Source organism: Dactylosporangium vinaceum, from assembly GCF_019904175.1.
GTDB lineage: Bacteria > Actinomycetota > Actinomycetes > Mycobacteriales > Micromonosporaceae > Dactylosporangium > Dactylosporangium vinaceum.
In genome coordinates, this window is record NZ_CP061913.1 from 8605249 (window position 1) to 8621941 (window position 16693).

The window sequence follows — 16693 nt, forward strand, 5'->3', positions numbered from 1 at the left end:
ATCAGGCGCGGCGCCATCCTCGTGGGTACGGCGCGCCTGGTCACCGGCGGCACTGGACGTTCTTCGATCATGCTGGGAATCCCCTTCGAAACGGGTGCGGGCATGAACTGAAGCGCGTGAATATAGAGCGGCGATAGAGAAACTGGTTATACGTGGAGTATGCACAAGAATCGATATCAGCGTGGCCTGGCCGGGTTCTCGATCGGCCTCGTGGCCCTCGCCAACAGCTGTGGCGACGTCGGCGCGACGAACCGGCGCAGCCTCGACGACGTCGAGAAGGTCGCCGTCACGGCGATCAAGCTGGACGTCAGCAGCGGCAACGTGACGGTCCGGTCCGGGAAGGCCGGCGAGGTCAGCATCCACCGGACCCTGAAGTACGGCAAGACCGAGCCCAGCACCGCCAAGACCTACGACGTCGACGGCGGCGTCCTCACGCTGCACAGCGGGTGCGGTACCAACTGCGAGGTCTCCTACGACATCGAGGCTCCGCCCGGCGCCGCGGTCACCGGCCAGGGCGGCTCCGGCGACGTCAGCCTCACCGAGGTCGGCAAGGTCGACGTGAGCATCGGCTCGGGCAACATCACCGTGACCCGGGCCGGCGGGACGGTCCGCGCCGTCACCACGTCCGGCGACATCAAGGTCGAGGACGTCAAGTCGGCGCTCGACCTCAAGGCCGGCTCCGGCAACGTCTCCGGCAGCAAGCTCGGCGGCGGCGCGATCCTCGCGCAGAGCGGCTCCGGCGACATCCGCCTCACCCTGGCCACCGCCGGCTCGGTGAAGGCCAACGCCGGCAGCGGCGACGTCGAGCTGCGGGTGCCGGACGGCAAGTACAAGGTCATCACCCACTCCAACCCGGACGACACCAAGGTCGACGTCACCAACGACCCGAACGCCAAGGCGGTGCTCGAGGTCACCACCAACGGCGGCGACGTCCACATCGGACACTGACGCGGCCATGCCTAATGCCTGCTGCCGGTCGTCACGGCCGGCAGCGGGACGGCGGGCGCGGCGGCGACCCGCGAAGCGCGCCGGCGGCGATCGAACAGCGACAGCAGCGGCCCCGTCGCCGCCGTGGTCACCAGTGACATGACGACCATGAGCGTGAACAGGTACGGCCCGATCAGGCCCAGCTGCAGCCCCACCCCCAGGATGATGAGCTCGGTCAGGCCCCGGGTGTTCATCAGCGCGGCCAGCCGCCCGCTGTCCCGCGGCGACAGCTTCGCCAGCCGGGCCGCCGCGAACGTCCCCAGGCCCTTGCCGCCGACCGCGGCCAGCAGGATCAGGCCCAGGTCGAGCAGGCCCGCCCCGGCCACCGAGCGCAGGTCCACCTGCAGGCCGGCGACGACGAAGAAGACCGGGATCAGCAGCACGTTGCTGAACGACGAGAGCCCGGCGACGATCTCGGTCACGATCTGCTCCGAGCCCTCCCGCGGCATCAGCAGGCCGAACAGGAACGCGCCGAAGACGAAGTGCAGGCCCATCCACTCGGTGGCCGCGGCCGAGCTCAGGAAGCCGACGGCGAGCCCGCCGAGCATGGCCGGGGTGAGCCGGCCGCGGCGCGCGGCCGCGGCGAGGGTCCGGTGCAGCAGCGGGCGGACGACCAGGGCCATGATCGCGAAGTAGACCGGCAGCAGCAGCATCCGCAGCTGGGCGGGGCCGGCCGCACCGGCGAAGGTGACGATGCCGGCGAGCATCGTCCAGGCCAGGAGGTCGTCGACGGCCGCCGCGGCGAGGGCGAGGCCGCCCAGCGGGGAGCGCAGCAGGCCCCGATCGGTCAGGATGCGGGCCAGGACCGGGAACGCGGTCACCGACATGCAGGCGCCGAGGAACAGGATGGCCGGGGTGCCGTCGACGAGGCGCAGCGCGACCAGGATGCCCAGGCCGAACGGCAGCAGCATCGAGGCGGCCGCGACGGCGAGCGTGGGCCCGGTCTGCCGGCGCAGCGCCTTGCGGTCGATCTCCAGGCCGACGAGGAACATGAACACCGCGATGCCGACGTCGGCGAGGACGCTCAGCAGCGGCCGCACGTCACGGGGGAAGAGCGTGGTGCCGTGGAAGAGCGTGGGGCCGAGCAGGATGCCGGTGAACATCTCGCCGACGACCGGCGGCTGCCCGAGCCGGCGGGCGACCCCGCCGAGCACCCGGGCAACCGCCACGATCAGGGCGAGGTCGAACAGCACCACGCTGACCTGGTCGCCGTGCACGACTCAGGCTTCCGTCGAGCGGTACCGGCGCACGCTCACCCAGCAGGCGACCGCGAACAGCAGCCCGAGGGAGACGAGCGAGACCGCACCCGCGTGATCGGTGACCCAGCGCGAGGAGGCCGACGTCGGGTTGCCCCACAGGGTGCGCAGCACGTGCGTGACGGTGCTCAGCGGGTTCCAGGCGGCGACCGGGGCCAGCCAGCGCGGCAGGTTGTCGGCGGCCAGGAACGCGCTGGACAGGAACGGCAGCACCACGACGATCAGCGGGGCGATCGAGTCGACGCTCTCCGCGTCCTTCATCGACATGCCGAGCAGGACGCCCACCCAGAGCATGACGTAGATGAACACGGCCAGCACGGCGAACCCGGCGACGACCGCGAGCAGGCTCGCGTGCGTCCGCCAGCCGATCAGCACGCCGAAGCCGGTGACGACGGCCAGGCCGAGCAGCCCGATGAGCAGGTCGGCGATCGTGTGCCCGACGAGGAACGCCGAGCGCGAGATCGGCAGCGAGCGGAGCCGGTCGACGAGGCCGCGGGACATGTCGGTGGCCACGGCGACCGCTGTCGGGCCGACCCCGGCCAGGCCGACCTGGATGGCGACGCCGGCGAAGAGGTACTCCTGGTAGCTCCCCCCGCCCGGGATGACGATCGACTGCTTGAAGAGGTACCCGAGCACGATCATGGACACGAGCGGGTTGAGCGTCACGCCGATGAACCGGGCGGGGGTCCGGTACAGGTGGCGCAGCCGGCGGCCGACGACGGCGGCGACCTCCACGGCGAACGCGATCGGACGGGTGGGTCGACGGGGTAGGGCGACGACGGCTGTGGTCACGATGCCTCTTCTCCTTCCGTGCCGCGCATGGCGGCCGCAACGGCGGTGCCGATGGTCTGCAGGGGGCCGGGGTCCATCAGGTCGTCGTGGCCCAGCGGCATGAGCGTCGCGTCGACGGTGCCGACGAGCGCCTGCCACTGCGCGATCCGGGCGGCCACGGTCTCGTCGGTGAGGCCCTCGGTGGCCATGAAGAGCTGCATCGTCCCGGAGTAGCGGCCGGGCGAGTACACCTTCGTCAGCTCGGCGTGGGTGCGCACCGTCTCGATCATCGCCAGGATGCGCGCCTCACCGAGGCCCGCGAGCGGGCCGCCGGCCTCGGACAGGATCTCGACCACCAGCTCCCGGGTCAGCGGCTGGCCGCCGGTCTGCGCGCGGCCGACCAGGCCGAGCACCCAGCCCAGCATCGCCATCTCGTCCCCGTCGGGGTCGTCCGGCTGCGGCGGGTACGCGTCCAGGTTCGCCACCACCCCGACCGGCAGCCCGGCCGCCTCGAGCCGCGCCGCCATCTCGTGGACGAGGACGCCGCCGAACGACCAGCCCAGCAGGTGGTACGGGCCGTCCGGGCAGATCTTGCGGATCCGCTCGATGTAGTCGTCGGCGAGAGCGCCCACCGACTCCGGGGCCGGGGCGAGCTCGCAGATGGCCGGCGCCTGGATGCCGTAGACGGGGCGGTCGGGGCCGAGGTGGCCGACCAGGCCGACGTACGGGAGGCTGAACCCGACGCCGCTGTGCAGGCAGAACAGCGGCGGTAGGGCCGCGCCCGGCTGCAGGGTCAGCATCACGTCGAACGGGTCGCTGCCGCCCGCGCTGCGCACGTCTTCGAAGACCTGCTCCATCGCGGCCCGGCTGGCGGCGACGTTGCCCGCCTCCCCGAGCGCGGCGGCCAGCTCCTCCACGGTCTGGTGCAGGAAGATGTCGGCGACGGTCAGCGTGAGGCCGGCCTGCCGGGCCCGGTTGACGACCCGGATGGAGCTGATGCTGTCGCCGCCGAGCGCGAAGAAGTTGTCGTCGACGCCTATCGCGGCCCGGTTCACGCCCAGGATCTCGGCCAGGATGCCGCACAGCAGGTTTTCGGCAGGGGTGCGCGGGGCCCGCCCGGTGGTGGCCTCGAGGTCGGGCCGGGGCAGCGCCTTGCGGTCCACCTTGCCGTTCGCGCTCAGCGGCAGCGCGTCGAGGGCGACGACCGCCGACGGCACCATCGCGTCCGGCAGTGCGAGCGCCAGCAGCCGGCGCACCTCCGCCGGGTCCGGGCCGTCCGGCGCCACGACGAACCCGACAAGCCGCTGCTGCTGTACTGCCGCAGCCGCGTCGAGCACCCCGGGGAGCCGGCGAAGGGCCACCTCGACCTCGCCGAGCTCGATGCGCTGCCCGCGGATCTTCACCTGGTCGTCGGCCCGGCCCAGGAACTCGAGGTCGCCGTCGGGCCGCAGGACGACGCGGTCGCCGGTGCGGTACATCCGCTGCCCCGCGACGCCGCAGAACGGATCGGCGGTGAAGGTCACCGCGGTGCGCCCGGGATCGCCGAGGTAGCCGCGGCCCACGCCGGCCCCGCCGACGTAGAGCTCGCCGGGGACGCCGATCGGGCGCGGTCGCAGCCGCTCGTCCAGGACGTAGAGCCGGGTGTTGCGGATCGGGCGGCCGATCGGGACCCGGACCGCACCGATGTCGTCGACGGTGGTGAGCACGGCGTGGGTGACGTCGTCGGAGCACTCGGTCGGGCCGTAGGCGTTGACGAGCGGCGTGGCCGGGAACCGCTCGAGCCAGCGGCGGGCCAGGTCGGGCGGGAGCGCCTCACCGGTCGCCAGCAGGATCCGCGGCGGCGTGGCCGGTGCCACCTCGCCGTCGAGGGCCGCCCGCAGCAGCGACGGTACGACCTCCAGGATCTCGGCGTTCGTGGCGAACAGCGCGTCCGGGTCGGCCGCGCTCGCCCGGGAGACCGCGCGGACGGTGCCGCCGACGAGCAGGGGCGACAGCATCTGCCACACCGACACGTCGAAGGTCACCGGCGCGTTGTGCACCACGGTGTCGGCCGCGGTCAGCTCCAGGTCGGCGACCTTGGCCCGGAGGTGGTTGACCATGCCCCGCCGGTGCACCATCGCGCCCTTGGGCTTCCCGGTCGAGCCGGAGGTGTAGATGACGTAGGCGAGGTCGTCCGGGCCGCCGTGGATCGGGCCCAGGACCGGGTCGGCCTGGCCGTCGAGGAGCACCACGGAGCCGGCCAGGCGCTCGGCGAGCTCCCGGTTGGCCAGGTCGGCCACGACCACGTCGGCGCCGCTGTCGGCGAGGAGCCCGGCGATGCGGGCGTCCGGCGACTGGACGTCGAGCGGCAGGTACGCCGCGCCCGCCCCCAGCGCCCCGAGGACCGCCGTCACGTAGCCGGCGCCGGGCTCGGCCAGCACCGCGACCAGGCGGGCCCCGGCCAGGCGGCCGGACAGGTGCGAGGCCCGGCCGGCGAGCTCGGCGTAGGTGCACGGCCCGTCGTCGTCGAGCACCGCGACCGCGTCCGGCGTCGCCGCGGCGACCGTGCGGACGGTGGCCACGACGTCCTCGAACGCGGCGGCGTCCGACGGCCCGGTGCCCAGCGCGAGCAGCGCGGACAGCTCGTCGCCGGTGGGCGCGGTGAGCCTGTCGATCGGCGCGTCCGGGTCGGCCACGGCCGCGCGCAGCAGCCGCAGCATCCCGTCGGCGATGCGCCTGGCGGTCGGCTCCCGGAAGAGCTCGGTGCTGTACTCGAGCACGCCCCGGATCTGCGCACGCCCGCCGGTCGAGTGCTCGTCCAGCTGGAACGTGAGGTCGAACTTGGCCTTGGGCGACCAGACCGGCTCCAGGGCCGCCTTCAGCCCGGCGACCGGCTCGGGGCCGTCCTCCTCGTTCTGCAGCACCACCATGACCTGGAACAGCGGGTGGCGGGCCAGCGACCGGGGCGGGTTGAGCGCCTCCACCAGCAGCTCGAAGGGCAGGTCCTGGTGGGTGTACGCGGCCAGCCCGCGGTCCCGGGCCCGGCCGACGAGCTCGCGGAACGTCGGCTCGCCCGAGGTGTCGGTGCGCAGCACGAGCGTGTTGGCGAAGAAGCCCACCAGGTCGTGCAGGGCCTCGTCGGTGCGCCCGGCGATCGGGCTGCCGAGCGGGATGTCGGTGCCGGCGCCGAGCGACGTGAGCAGCGCGGCGACGGCGGCCTGGAACACCATGAAGACGGTGCCGCCGCAGTCGCGGGCCAGGCGGACGAGCTCGGCGTACAGGTCCGGGTCGACGGCGAACTCGACCTCGGAGCCGCCCTCGCCGGCCACGAGCGGGCGCGGGAAGTCCGTCGGCAGCGCCAGCTCGTCGGGCAGCCCGCGCAGGGCCTCGCGCCAGTACTCCAGCTGGCCCGCGAGCACGCTGTGTGGGTCGTCGGTGCTGCCGAGCACCGAGCGCTGCCAGAGGGTGTAGTCGCCGTACTGGACCGGCAGGGCGGCCCCGGCCGGCGCGCGGCCGGCGCTGCGGTCGCGGTAGGCGTCGAGCAGGTCCCGGGCGAGGGGCGCGAGGGACCAGCCGTCGAAGGCGATGTGGTGCAGGACCAGCTGCAGCACGTGCTCGTCGGGGCCGAGCGTCCACAGCGTCGCCCGGACCGGGATCGCGGTGGTGATGTCGAACGGGTGCAGGGCCTCCTCGGCCATGGCGGCCCGCAGCCCGGCCGGGTCGACCTTCGCCTCGCGCCACGGCGGCCGGGCGTCGACGGGGTCGAGCACCCGCTGGACGGGGTCGCCCTCGGCGTCGGGGAAGACGGTGCGCAGGCTCTCGTGGCGGTTCACCACGTCGTGCAGCGCCACCCGCAGCGCGTCGGGGCGCAGGGGCCCGGTCAGGCGCAGCGCGAACGGCACGTTGTACATGTCCGAGTTGCCCTCGGCCAGGTGGTGCAGGAACCACAGGCGCTGCTGCGCGAAGGACAGCGGCAGCCGCTGCGGCCGCGGATCGGCCGCGGCGAGGGGCAGCCGGGCCGAGTCGGCCCGGGTGACCCGGTCGGCGAGCGCGGCGACCGTGCGCGCCTCGAACAGCGCGCGGATCGGCAGCTCGACGCCGAGGGCCGAGCGGGCCCGGCTGACCACCCGGGTGACGAGCAGCGAGTGCCCGCCGAGCTCGAAGAAGTCGTCGTTGGCCCGGACCTTCGGCAGGTCCAGCACGTCGGCGAAGATCTCGGCGAGGATGCTCTCGATCGGGTTGAGGGCGGTGCGCCCGCCGGTGCGCACGGCGGCGCCGGCGTCGGGTAGCGCGGCCCGGTCGACCTTGCCGTGGGCGGTCACCGGCATCGTCTCCAGGACCGCGACCGCGCCGGGCACCATGTACTCCGGCAGCGCCTCGGCCAGCCGCTCGCGGAAGCCCTCGGGCAGCACCGGCCGCGGCGGGTCGAGCACGACGTAGCCGACGAGCCGCTTGCCGGCACCGTCCTCCTTGATGGTGGCGACGGCCTGCGCGACGCCGGGGATGCGCATCATGGCCGTCTCGACCTCGCCCAGCTCGATGCGGTACCCCCGCAGCTGCACCTGGTCGTCGGCGCGGCCGACGTAGTCCAGCTGCCCGGACGGCAGCCAGCGGACCAGGTCGCCGGTGCGGTAGAGCCGCTCCCCGGGGCCGCCGAACGGGTCGGCGACGAACCGGGCCGCGGTGACCGCCGGCTGGTTGAGGTAGTGCGAGGCCAGGTTGCCGCCGACGTACAGCTCGCCGATCGCGCCGACCGGGACGGGGCGCAGGTTCGCGTCGAGCACGTGGACGCGGTGGGCGGTGGTCGGGCGGCCGATCGGCGGGCGCCCGCCGGGGACGAGCGGGCCGAACGTGGTCGCGGCGAGCACCGTCTCGGTCGGGCCGTAGCCGTTGATCATCCGGTTGCTCGGGGCCCAGCGGGTCACGACCTCGGGCGGGCACGCCTCGCCGGACACGACCACCAGCAGGTCGGGCGGCAGGGTGCTGCCGGCCGGGAGCGCGGCGAGCAGGGCCGGCGGCAGGGCCGAGAGGTTGACGCCGCGCCGGTCGAGCACGTCGAGGAGCGGCTGGCCGGGGCCGCGGGCCTCCTCATCGGCGATGACCAGGCGGCCGCCGGCGGTCAGCGGCATGCAGATCTCCCAGATGGAGGCGTCGAAGCTGTACGACGCCATCTGGAGCATGCACGTGTGCGCGTCGACGCCGAAGACCCGGTGCAGGCTGCCGACCATCGCGGCGAGCTCGCGGTGGCCGACGACGACGCCCTTGGGCCGGCCGGTGGAGCCGGACGTGTAGATGATGTAGGCGGTGTCGTCGAGGTTCACCGAGCGCCGGGGCCGGGCCGCGGCGACGGGCAGGCCGTCCGCGGTGGGGTCGTCGAGCGCCAGGATCGCGTGGGCGCCGGGCAGCCGGGCCGCCTGCGCGGAGGGCGTGACGACGACGGCCGGCTGCGAGTCGGCGAGCATGTACTCGATGCGGTCCGGCGGGTAGCCCAGGTCGATCGGGACGAACGCGGCGCCGGTCTTCATCACCGCGAACATGCCGACGAGCATCGCGATCGAGCGCGGCATCGCCAGCCCCACGAGCGCGCCGGGCGCGGCCCCGTGGTCGGCCAGGAGCGCCGCGAGCCGCCCGGCCCGCTCGTCGAGCTCGCCGTAGCTCAGCTCCGCGTCGCCGTGGACGACCGCGACCGCCCCGGGTGTCCGGGCCGCCCACCGCTCCAGCATCGCCAGGGCGGTCTCGGCCGGCCGCTCGCTGACCGCGCCGTTCCAGTCGCTCAGCAGCGCCCGCCGCTCGTCGGCGGTGAGCACGTCGAGCCGGCCCAGCAGCGTGCCCGGGCGCTCGGCCACGGCCCGCAGCAGCCCCGTGAACCGCTCCAGCAGGGCGGTGACCGTGGCCTCGTCGAGCCGGTCGGCCCGGAACTGGGCCTCGAGGCGGATCTCCTCGCCGGGGTACACGCTCAGCGCGAACGGATACTCGGCGACCACGCGGGCCGTGCCGCTGTGGACCCGCAGATCCGGCACCAGGCCCTGCAGCGCCTGCACGTCGGCCGCGGGGTAGTTGTGGTAGCTGAGCACGGTGTCGAACAGCTCGCCGCCGCCCAGCGCCTGCACCTCGGCCAGGGGCAGGTGCAGGTGCTCCGTCAGCTCGAACTGCTTGCGCTGCAGCCCGGCCAGCAGCTCCCCGAGCGGCTGCGCGGGGTCGAGGCCGACGCGCAGCGGCAGCGAGGTGAGGAACGCGCCGAGCATCCGCTCGACGCCGGGCAGCTCCGAGGGCCGTCCGGAGTGCACGGTGCCGAAGACGACGTCCCGGCGGCCGGTGAGGCGGCCGAGCAGCACGGCCCAGCAGCCCTGCATGACGGTGCTGAGGGTGACGCCGTGGCGCCGGGCCCAGTCGGCCAGCTCCGCGGACAGCCAGGCCGGCACGTCGGCCGTCAGCACGGACGGGACGGTCCGGGCGGCCGGCTCGGCCGTGGCGGTGGCGGCGGTGGCGACCATGCGGGTCGCGCCGTCGACGCCGGCGAGCTCGGCCTTCCACCACGACCGGGCCCGGTCGGTGTCCTGCCGCTTGAGCCACTCGAAGTAGGGGCGGTGGGCCGGGGCCGGGGGCAGGGCGGACGGGTCGCCGCCGCGGCCGTACAACTGGAAGAGCTCCTGGGCGAAGACGGGCATCGACCAGCCGTCGAGCAGGATGTGGTGCAGCGTCCAGACCAGGCGCCAGTGCCGCTCACCCCAGCGGTAGACGGTGAAGCGCAGCAGCGGGGCCTGGGTCACGTCGAAGCGCTCGGCCCAGTCGGCGTCGGTGCGCCGGTCGAGCTCGGCCCGGCGCTCGGCCTCGGGCCGGCCGGTCAGGTCGACCTCGGTCCAGGGCAGCACGGCGGCCCGCGGGATCACCTGCACCGGCTCGCCCTCGACCCGCTGACGGAACGTGGCCCGCAGCGTGGGGTGGCGGCGCAGCAGCGCCTCGGCGGCCCGGCGCAGCGCAACGACGTGCAGGTCACCCTCGACGTCGACGACGGCCTGGAGCGTGTAGGAGTCCTGGAGGGTCGGGTCCGCCTGGAACAGCAGGCCCCGCTGCAGCGCGGAGAGCGGCAGCACGTCCTGGAGCCGGCCGTCGCGGCGCTCCCACTCCTCGATCTCGTGCTGGGCCGCGTCGACGAGCGGGAAGTCCGACGGCGTGGCGCCGCCGAGCCGCTCGGGCGGGGTGGTGGCCAGGGTGCGCAGGGCCCGCCGCCAGTCCTCGGCGATCGCGCCGGCCTCGGCCGTGGTGAGCACGCCGTCGGGCCAGACCCACTCGGCGACCAGGACCGGGCCGTCCGGCCCGTCCTCGGCGACCGCGGCGAGCTCCAGGCAGTAGCGCAGCGGCATCTGCGGGTGCGTGCCGAGCCCGACGACGCCGTCGCCCTCCGGTGACCACGCCGCGCCGGGCGCGCCAGCGGTGAAGCGGCCCAGGTAGTTGAAGCCGACCCGGGGCACGCCGGCCTTGGTGAGGATCGCCTGCGTCTGCGGGTTGAGGTGGCGCAGCAGGCCGTAGCCGGAGCCGTCGCCGGGCACCTGCCGCAGCTGCTCCTTGACCCGCTTGACCGCGCCGCCGACCCACTCCGGGTCGGCCGGGTCGCCGGAGCCGGCTTCGATCCGGGCCGGGAACGCGCTGGTGAACCAGCCGACCGTGCGGGACAGGTCCAGGTCGCCCTGGCGGCCGTGGCCTTCGAGCTCCACCAGGACCCCGCCGGTGCGGTGCCGGCCGAGGGCGACGGCCAGGGCGCCGAGCAGGATGTCGGAGACGTCGGCCGAGAACGCCTGCGGCACGGCCGCCAGCAGCGGCCCCGCCTCCTCGGCCGGCAGCCGCAGGCGCAGGTGGCGGGCGGTGGCGTAGACGTCCTCGGCGGGGTCCGGGGCGCGGGCCCCGAGCTCGGCCCGGGGCCCGGACTGCGCGAGCCGGGTCCAGGTGGCCAGCTCGGCGAGGGTCTCGGCGCTGCGGGCCCGCGCGGTGAGGTCGCGGGCCCAGTGGCGGTAGGAGGTGCCGGCCGGCGGCAGCGCGACCGGGTGCCCGGCGATCGTCGCCTCCCAGGCGGCCCGCAGGTCGGGCAGCAGGATGCGCCAGGAGACGCCGTCGATCGCGAGGTGGTGCACGACGAGCAGGAGCCGGCGCGGGAGCAGCACCGCCTGCACGACGACGCCGTCCTCGGGCCGCAGCCGGGCGCGGGCCGCCTCCAGCTCGGCCTCGGCGTCGTCCGAGTCGGCGACCCGCAGCAGGTCGGCCGCGCGCAGCTCGCCGGGCTCCGGGATGGACGGGGCCCATACGCCGGGGACCGGCACGCCCAGCTTCAGCCGCAGCGCGTGGTGGTGGTCGATGACGGCCTGCAGCGCGGCGGCCAGGTCGTCGGGGCGGACCGCGGCCGGCACGCCGAGGATCACGTGCTGGCTGAACCGGCGCAGCCGGTCGTCGAGCTCGGGCAGGTCCTCGCGGAGCTGGTGGGCGATCGGGGGCAGGTCGAGCTCGCCCGTCGCGTCTTCGGCGGCCCCGCCGGCCGGTGTGGTGGCGGCCCCGCCGGACGGCGCGGCCAGGGCGGCCAGGGAGCGCGGGGTCTTGGCCGCGAACACGTCGCGCACCGAGACGGCCAGGCCCGCGGCGCGGGCCCGGGACACGACCTGGATGCTGCTGATGCTGTCGCCGCCGAGGGCGAAGAAGTCGTCGTCGGCCTTCACCGCGGGCAGGTTCAGCACCTGGGCGAAGACGTCGACGATCGTGCGCACCGGGCCGTCAGCGGCGGTCGCGGGCGCGGCGGCGGCAACGGCCGACGGCGCGGGCAGCCGCTTGCGGTCGACCTTGCCGTGCGCGCTGAGCGGCAGCGCGTCGAGAATGACGACGGCCGAGGGCACCATCGCCTCCGGCAGCACCCGGGCCAGGCCGGCCCGGACCGCCTCGGCGTCGAGCTCGTCCCCGGCGGTCGCCACGACGTAGGCGACGAGCTGCTGGTGCCCGGTGGCCGAGGTGAGGGCCACGGCCACCGCGTCCTTGACGACGGGCAGCGCGCGCAGGTGCGCCTCGACCTCGCCCAGCTCGATGCGCTGGCCGCGGATCTTCACCTGGTGGTCACGGCGCTGCAGGTACGTCAGCTCGCCGTCGGGGCCGAGGACGACGAGGTCACCGGTGCGGTACATGCGGCTCCCGTCGGCGGCGAACGGATCGGCCGTGAACGTCGTCGCGGTCAGGCCGGGCTTGTGCAGGTAGCCGGAGCCGACGGCGGTCCCGCCGACGTAGAGCTCACCGGGGACGCCGGGCGGGACCGGGCGCAGCTCGTCGCCGAGCACGTAGAGCCGGGTGCCGCGCACCGCCCGCCCGATCGGGGCGTGGCCCGGGGCGAGGGTCCGCCCGGCCGGGATGAAGCCGTGGGTCACGTCGTCGGCGCACTCGGTCGGGCCGTAGGCGTTGACCAGGGGGATGTGCGGGTAGCGGGCGGCCCAGCGGCGGCACAGGTCGACGGGGAGCGGCTCGCCCGTGACGAGCAGCCGGCGCAGGCCAGGCAGGGCGGGGCCGGCGCCAGTCGCGTCCCAGGCGTCGAGCGCGGCCCGCAGCAGCGACGGTACGACCTCCAGGATCGTGACACCCGCCGTCGCGAACAGCGCGTCGGGGTCCATCGCGGTCGGCCGGTCCACGACGAGGGTCCGGCCGCCCGCGACGAGTGCGGCGAGCATCTGCCAGATGGAGATGTCGAACGTCACCGGCGCGTTGTGGATCACGGTGTCGGCCGGGCCGAGCCCGAGATCCTCGACCTTCGCCAGGAGGTGGTTGGCCATGGCGTCGCGGTGGACCAGGGCCGCCTTCGGCACGCCCGTCGAGCCGGAGGTGAACAGCGCGTAGGCGAGGTCGGCGCCGTCGCCGCGGGCCGGGGCGAGGCCGTCGGCCGGGTCCTGGGCGGCGTCGCTCACCACGAGCTCCAGGCCGCCGGCGGCCAGCTCGGCGGCCAGGCCCTGATGCGCCGCATCGGCGACGATCAACCGGACTCCGGACTCGCGCAGCAGCGTGGCCAGCCGGGCCTTCGGGGCGGCGACGTCGAGGGGCAGGTAGGCCGCGCCGGCGCCGAGAACCCCGAGGATCGCGGTGACGTAGCCGGGGCCCGGGTCGGCCAGCAGCGCGACGATGCCCGAGTCCGGCAGGCGGCGGGACAGTGCGCTGGCCCGGCCCACCAGTCCCGCGTAGGTCAGGGTGTCGACGGCGAGCGCGTCCGGGCGGGCGGCGGCGTGGGCGCGGACCCGCTCCACCAGGTCGAACAGGCCGCTCGCGGGCGGGCCGGCGAGGGCCGCGGTCTCGGCCTCGTCGGTGACGTCGAGGCGCCACAGGGGCAGGGCGGCGTCGAGCGCGCCGAAGCGGCCCAGGTAGGTGGCCAGGCGGCGGGCGTGGGCGGCGACCTCATCGGCGTCGTACAGCCCGGCGTTGCCGCTGGCGTGCAGCTCCAGGCCGCCGCCGGGGGCGTCGACGATTGTCAGCTCGAAGTCGTCGACGAGGCCGGTGCTGAGGTTGTGCACGACCACGGAGCACCGACCGAAGGTCAGCTCGGTCTGCTGCGGCAGGACGTTGACGAGCGGGCCGAACGGGCGCCGGTCGTCGCTGGCCAGCCCCATGTGGCGGCGGATGGCGCTGACCCGCAGCCGCTGGTGGCGCAGCAGCTTCGCCAGCTCCCTGGAGGCCGCGGTGACGAGCTCGCCGCGGGTCGTCGTGGGCGTGACGGAGACGTGCAGCGGGGCGGTGTTGGCGACCATGCCCGGCACGGCCCGCATCTGGCTGCCGACGCGGGCGGTCAGCGGCACGGTCAGCAGCGCGTCGGTGCGGCCGGTGAGGCGCTGGGTGTAGGCGGCGGCCGCGGCGAACAGCACCGTCGGCAGGGTGGTGCCGGCGGCGGCCGCGGCGTCCTTGAGCGCGGTCACGGTGTCCGGCCCGACCACCACGGTGCTGCGGGTGAACCGGTCGCCGGGCGTCCGGCCGGCGGCCGCGAGGGTCGTCAGCTCCGGTGTGACGGGGAAGCGCCCCCGCCAGTAGCGCTCGTCGCGCTCGGCCTGGTTCGAGGCGGCGTAGGTGGCCTCCGCCTCGACCAGGCTCCGCAGCGGCGGCAGCGTGCCGGCCGTGACGCCGGCGTAGAGCTCGCCCAGCCGCCGCCAGAACACCGTCTGGCTGAAGCCGTCGCAGAGGAGGTGATGAATGCACATGTAGAACAGCGACCGTTCGGGGCCGACGCGCAGCAGCCCGAGCCGGAACAGCGGGAACTCGTCCACGCCGAACGGCCGGTCGAGGTCGGCCCGCATCCAGCCGGCCGCCGCGGCGTCCGGGTCGGCCGCGCCGCTGAAGTCCACGGCGGCCAGCGGCAGCCGCTCCAGCGGCTCCACCACCTGGGCCGGCAGCCCGTCGGCGCCGGAGACGAACCGGGTGCGCATGCACTCGGCCTCCTCGGCCAGCCGGGCCGCGGCCGCGGTGAACGCGGCGTGGTCGAGCGGGCCGCGGATCTCCAGGTAGCCGGCCGTGTTGTAGGCGCGGCTGCCGCCGGACGCCTGCTCGTCGAACCAGATGTCCGCCTGGCCGGCCGACAGCGCAAGGCGGTCGGTCACGTGCGCACTCATCTCTGCTCCCCCGCTGGATTCAGCTCGTCGCCGGAGCCAGGTCCGCCGCCGCGGCGACCTCCGGCCCGAACACGTCGGTGACCCACTCGTCGTGATACAGCGTTTCGAGGTACTTGTCGCCGAGGTCGGGCGCGATCGCCACGGCCGTGAGGTCGGCGGCGCCGTGCTCGGTCAGCCACTGCACGGCGCCGTGCACGACGGTGCCGGTGGAGCCGCCGAACGGGAAGCCGTGGCGCAGCAGCGTCCGGCAGGCCCGGATCGCGTCCGGCTCGGCCACGTGCCGGACCTCGTCCACACAGGACTCGTCGAGCATCGGCGGGCGCACCGAGGTGCCGAGGCCGGGGATCATCCGGCGGCCGGGCGGCGTGCCGAAGGTGACGGAGCCGACCGCGTCGATGGCCACGACGCGCGCCGACGGGCGGTTCTCGCGGAGGTACCGCGCGCAGCCCATCAGGGTGCCGGTTGTCCCCGCTCCGACGAACAGCACGTCAAGGGCCGGGAACGCCTTGAGGATCTCGGGGCCCGTGGTGTGGTAGTGGGCGAGCCAGTTGCCCTCGTTCGCGTACTGGTTCAGCCAGACGTAGTCGTCGTTCTCGGCGCACAGGCGCTGGGTCAGGCGCAGCCGCGCACCGAGGAAGCCGTCGACCGGATGAGGGTCGGTGATCGTGATCACCTCGGCCCCGGCCGCGCGCATGAGCCGGCGGGCGCTGCGGGTGCAGCGGATGTCGGTCACGCACACGAAGCGCAGCCCCGCGCTCGCCGCGACCATGGCGAGGGCCACGCCGAGGTTCCCCGACGAGCTCTCGACAAGTGTCGTGTCCGGGCCGATGGTGCCGTCGCGCAGGCCGGTCCGGATCATCTCGACGGCCGGCTTGAGTTTGATGGAGCCCGCGAAGTTGAAGCCTTCGCACTTGAGGTACAGCGAGTGGCCGAAGCACCGGCGGAGATCGACGAAGAGGTCCTCCACGTTGAACTCCTGCGGCGTTGAGATCACAGGCACGCCGTCAACTCCCGTATCGATCCAGCTCGTGGAAGAAGTCGTCGACGTAGGTCAGGCCGCCGCCCTCGCGGACGCGGTCGTAGACCCACTTGCCGACGGCCAGGTCGAGCACGCCGAGGCCGAACGGCGAGAACACCACCGGCCGGTCCCCGGGCAGCATCGTGTGGCCCAGCAGGACGTCGTAGAGCGTGCCGTCGAGGAAGTCGCGGCCGCCCGTCTGCTGCTCGGTCAGGTGCACCGAGGTGCCGGCCTTCAGGCAGTGCTCGACGTCGTCGACGATGTTCGCCGAGGCCAGGATGACGGCCGGGTCGAGGTCGCGCAGCGAGACCCCGAGCACCAGGGGGTTGTGCGCGAACAGCTCGGCGTCGTGGACGTGCGGCGCACCGGCGACGGTGGCGAAGACGATCAGGTCGCTGGCGCGGATGAGGTCCTCGGCCGTCTCGTGGCGCACCGTGGTGGCGGGCCCGCCGCAGCGGGCCAGGTAGCCGGCGAAGGACTCGGCGTGCTGGGGCGCGAGGTCGAAGACGCCGACCTCGTCGAACTCCCAGCCGTTGCCGGCGAGGTAGGTGTGGATGTACCGGGCGATGAGGCCGGTGCCGATGAACCCGACCCGGGTCGGGCGGGGCTGGCTGCGCGCGGCGCTGAGGCGCTCGGCGGCCAGGGCGGCCGAGGCGGCGGTGCGCACCGCGCTGATGATGGAGCCTTCGAGCAGGGCGAACGGGTAGCCGTTGGCCGGGTTGTTCAGCAGCAGCGCGGCCGACGCCCGGGGCAGGCCCTGCTCGATGTTGCGCGGAAAGCTAGAGATCCACTTGAGCCCGTCGACCGGGGAGGACCCGCCGACCGAGGCGGGCAGCGCGATGATGCGCGACTCCGGCCGGTCCGGGAACCGCAGGAAGTACGACGGCGGGTTGACCGTGTCGCCCTCGCCGTGCCGGCGATAGGTCTCCTCGACAAGCGAGGTGACCGCCTTCTCCTGCCCCACCAGGGCCTGTGCGATCTGCGAGCCCGTTACGACCGCGAACGGCGGGCTGTTCTTCACGGGAGCTCCCTTCGTCGATTCGATCCTGTCGCCACCGGCTGACGCATCG

General features: G+C 74.5%; 6 protein-coding genes. 1 reads left to right on the top strand and 5 read right to left on the bottom strand.

The genetic code is table 11. The features are described from left to right. Positions 1 to 159: 159 nt before the first annotated feature. On the top strand, positions 160 to 948 hold the full coding sequence (locus tag Dvina_RS38545; RefSeq protein ID WP_223094668.1) for a DUF4097 family beta strand repeat-containing protein: 789 nt from the start codon (positions 160 to 162) through the stop codon (positions 946 to 948). 11 nt (positions 949 to 959) lie between these two features. On the opposite strand, the gene Dvina_RS38550 is transcribed toward Dvina_RS38545, so the two are convergent. The 5 genes from Dvina_RS38550 to sbnB are packed head-to-tail and all read right to left on the bottom strand — an operon-like array spanning position 960 to position 16644. Further along, positions 960 to 2204 (bottom strand): cation:proton antiporter, encoded by a 1245-nt coding sequence (locus Dvina_RS38550; RefSeq protein WP_223094670.1) that lies wholly within the window; start codon positions 2202 to 2204, stop codon positions 960 to 962. Positions 2205 to 2207: 3 nt separating this feature from the next. Beyond that, positions 2208 to 3035: an ABC transporter permease gene (locus Dvina_RS38555; protein WP_223094673.1), complete on the bottom strand. Its 828-nt coding sequence runs from the start codon at positions 3033 to 3035 to the stop codon at positions 2208 to 2210. Further along, entirely contained in the window at positions 3032 to 14605 is an 11574-nt protein-coding gene (locus Dvina_RS38560; protein ID WP_223094675.1) for a non-ribosomal peptide synthetase, read from the bottom strand. The genes Dvina_RS38555 and Dvina_RS38560 overlap by 4 nt, the downstream gene beginning before the upstream one ends. Positions 14606 to 14624: 19 nt before the next feature. Beyond that, positions 14625 to 15605 carry a 2,3-diaminopropionate biosynthesis protein SbnA gene (gene sbnA, locus Dvina_RS38565; protein ID WP_223094677.1) on the bottom strand — a complete coding sequence of 327 codons (981 nt, stop codon included), beginning with the start codon at positions 15603 to 15605 and terminating at the stop codon, positions 14625 to 14627. A 4-nt stretch (positions 15606 to 15609) separates the two neighbouring features. After that, positions 15610 to 16644 (bottom strand): 2,3-diaminopropionate biosynthesis protein SbnB, encoded by a 1035-nt coding sequence (gene sbnB, locus Dvina_RS38570; RefSeq protein ID WP_223094679.1) that lies wholly within the window; start codon positions 16642 to 16644, stop codon positions 15610 to 15612. Positions 16645 to 16693: the final 49 nt, after the last annotated feature.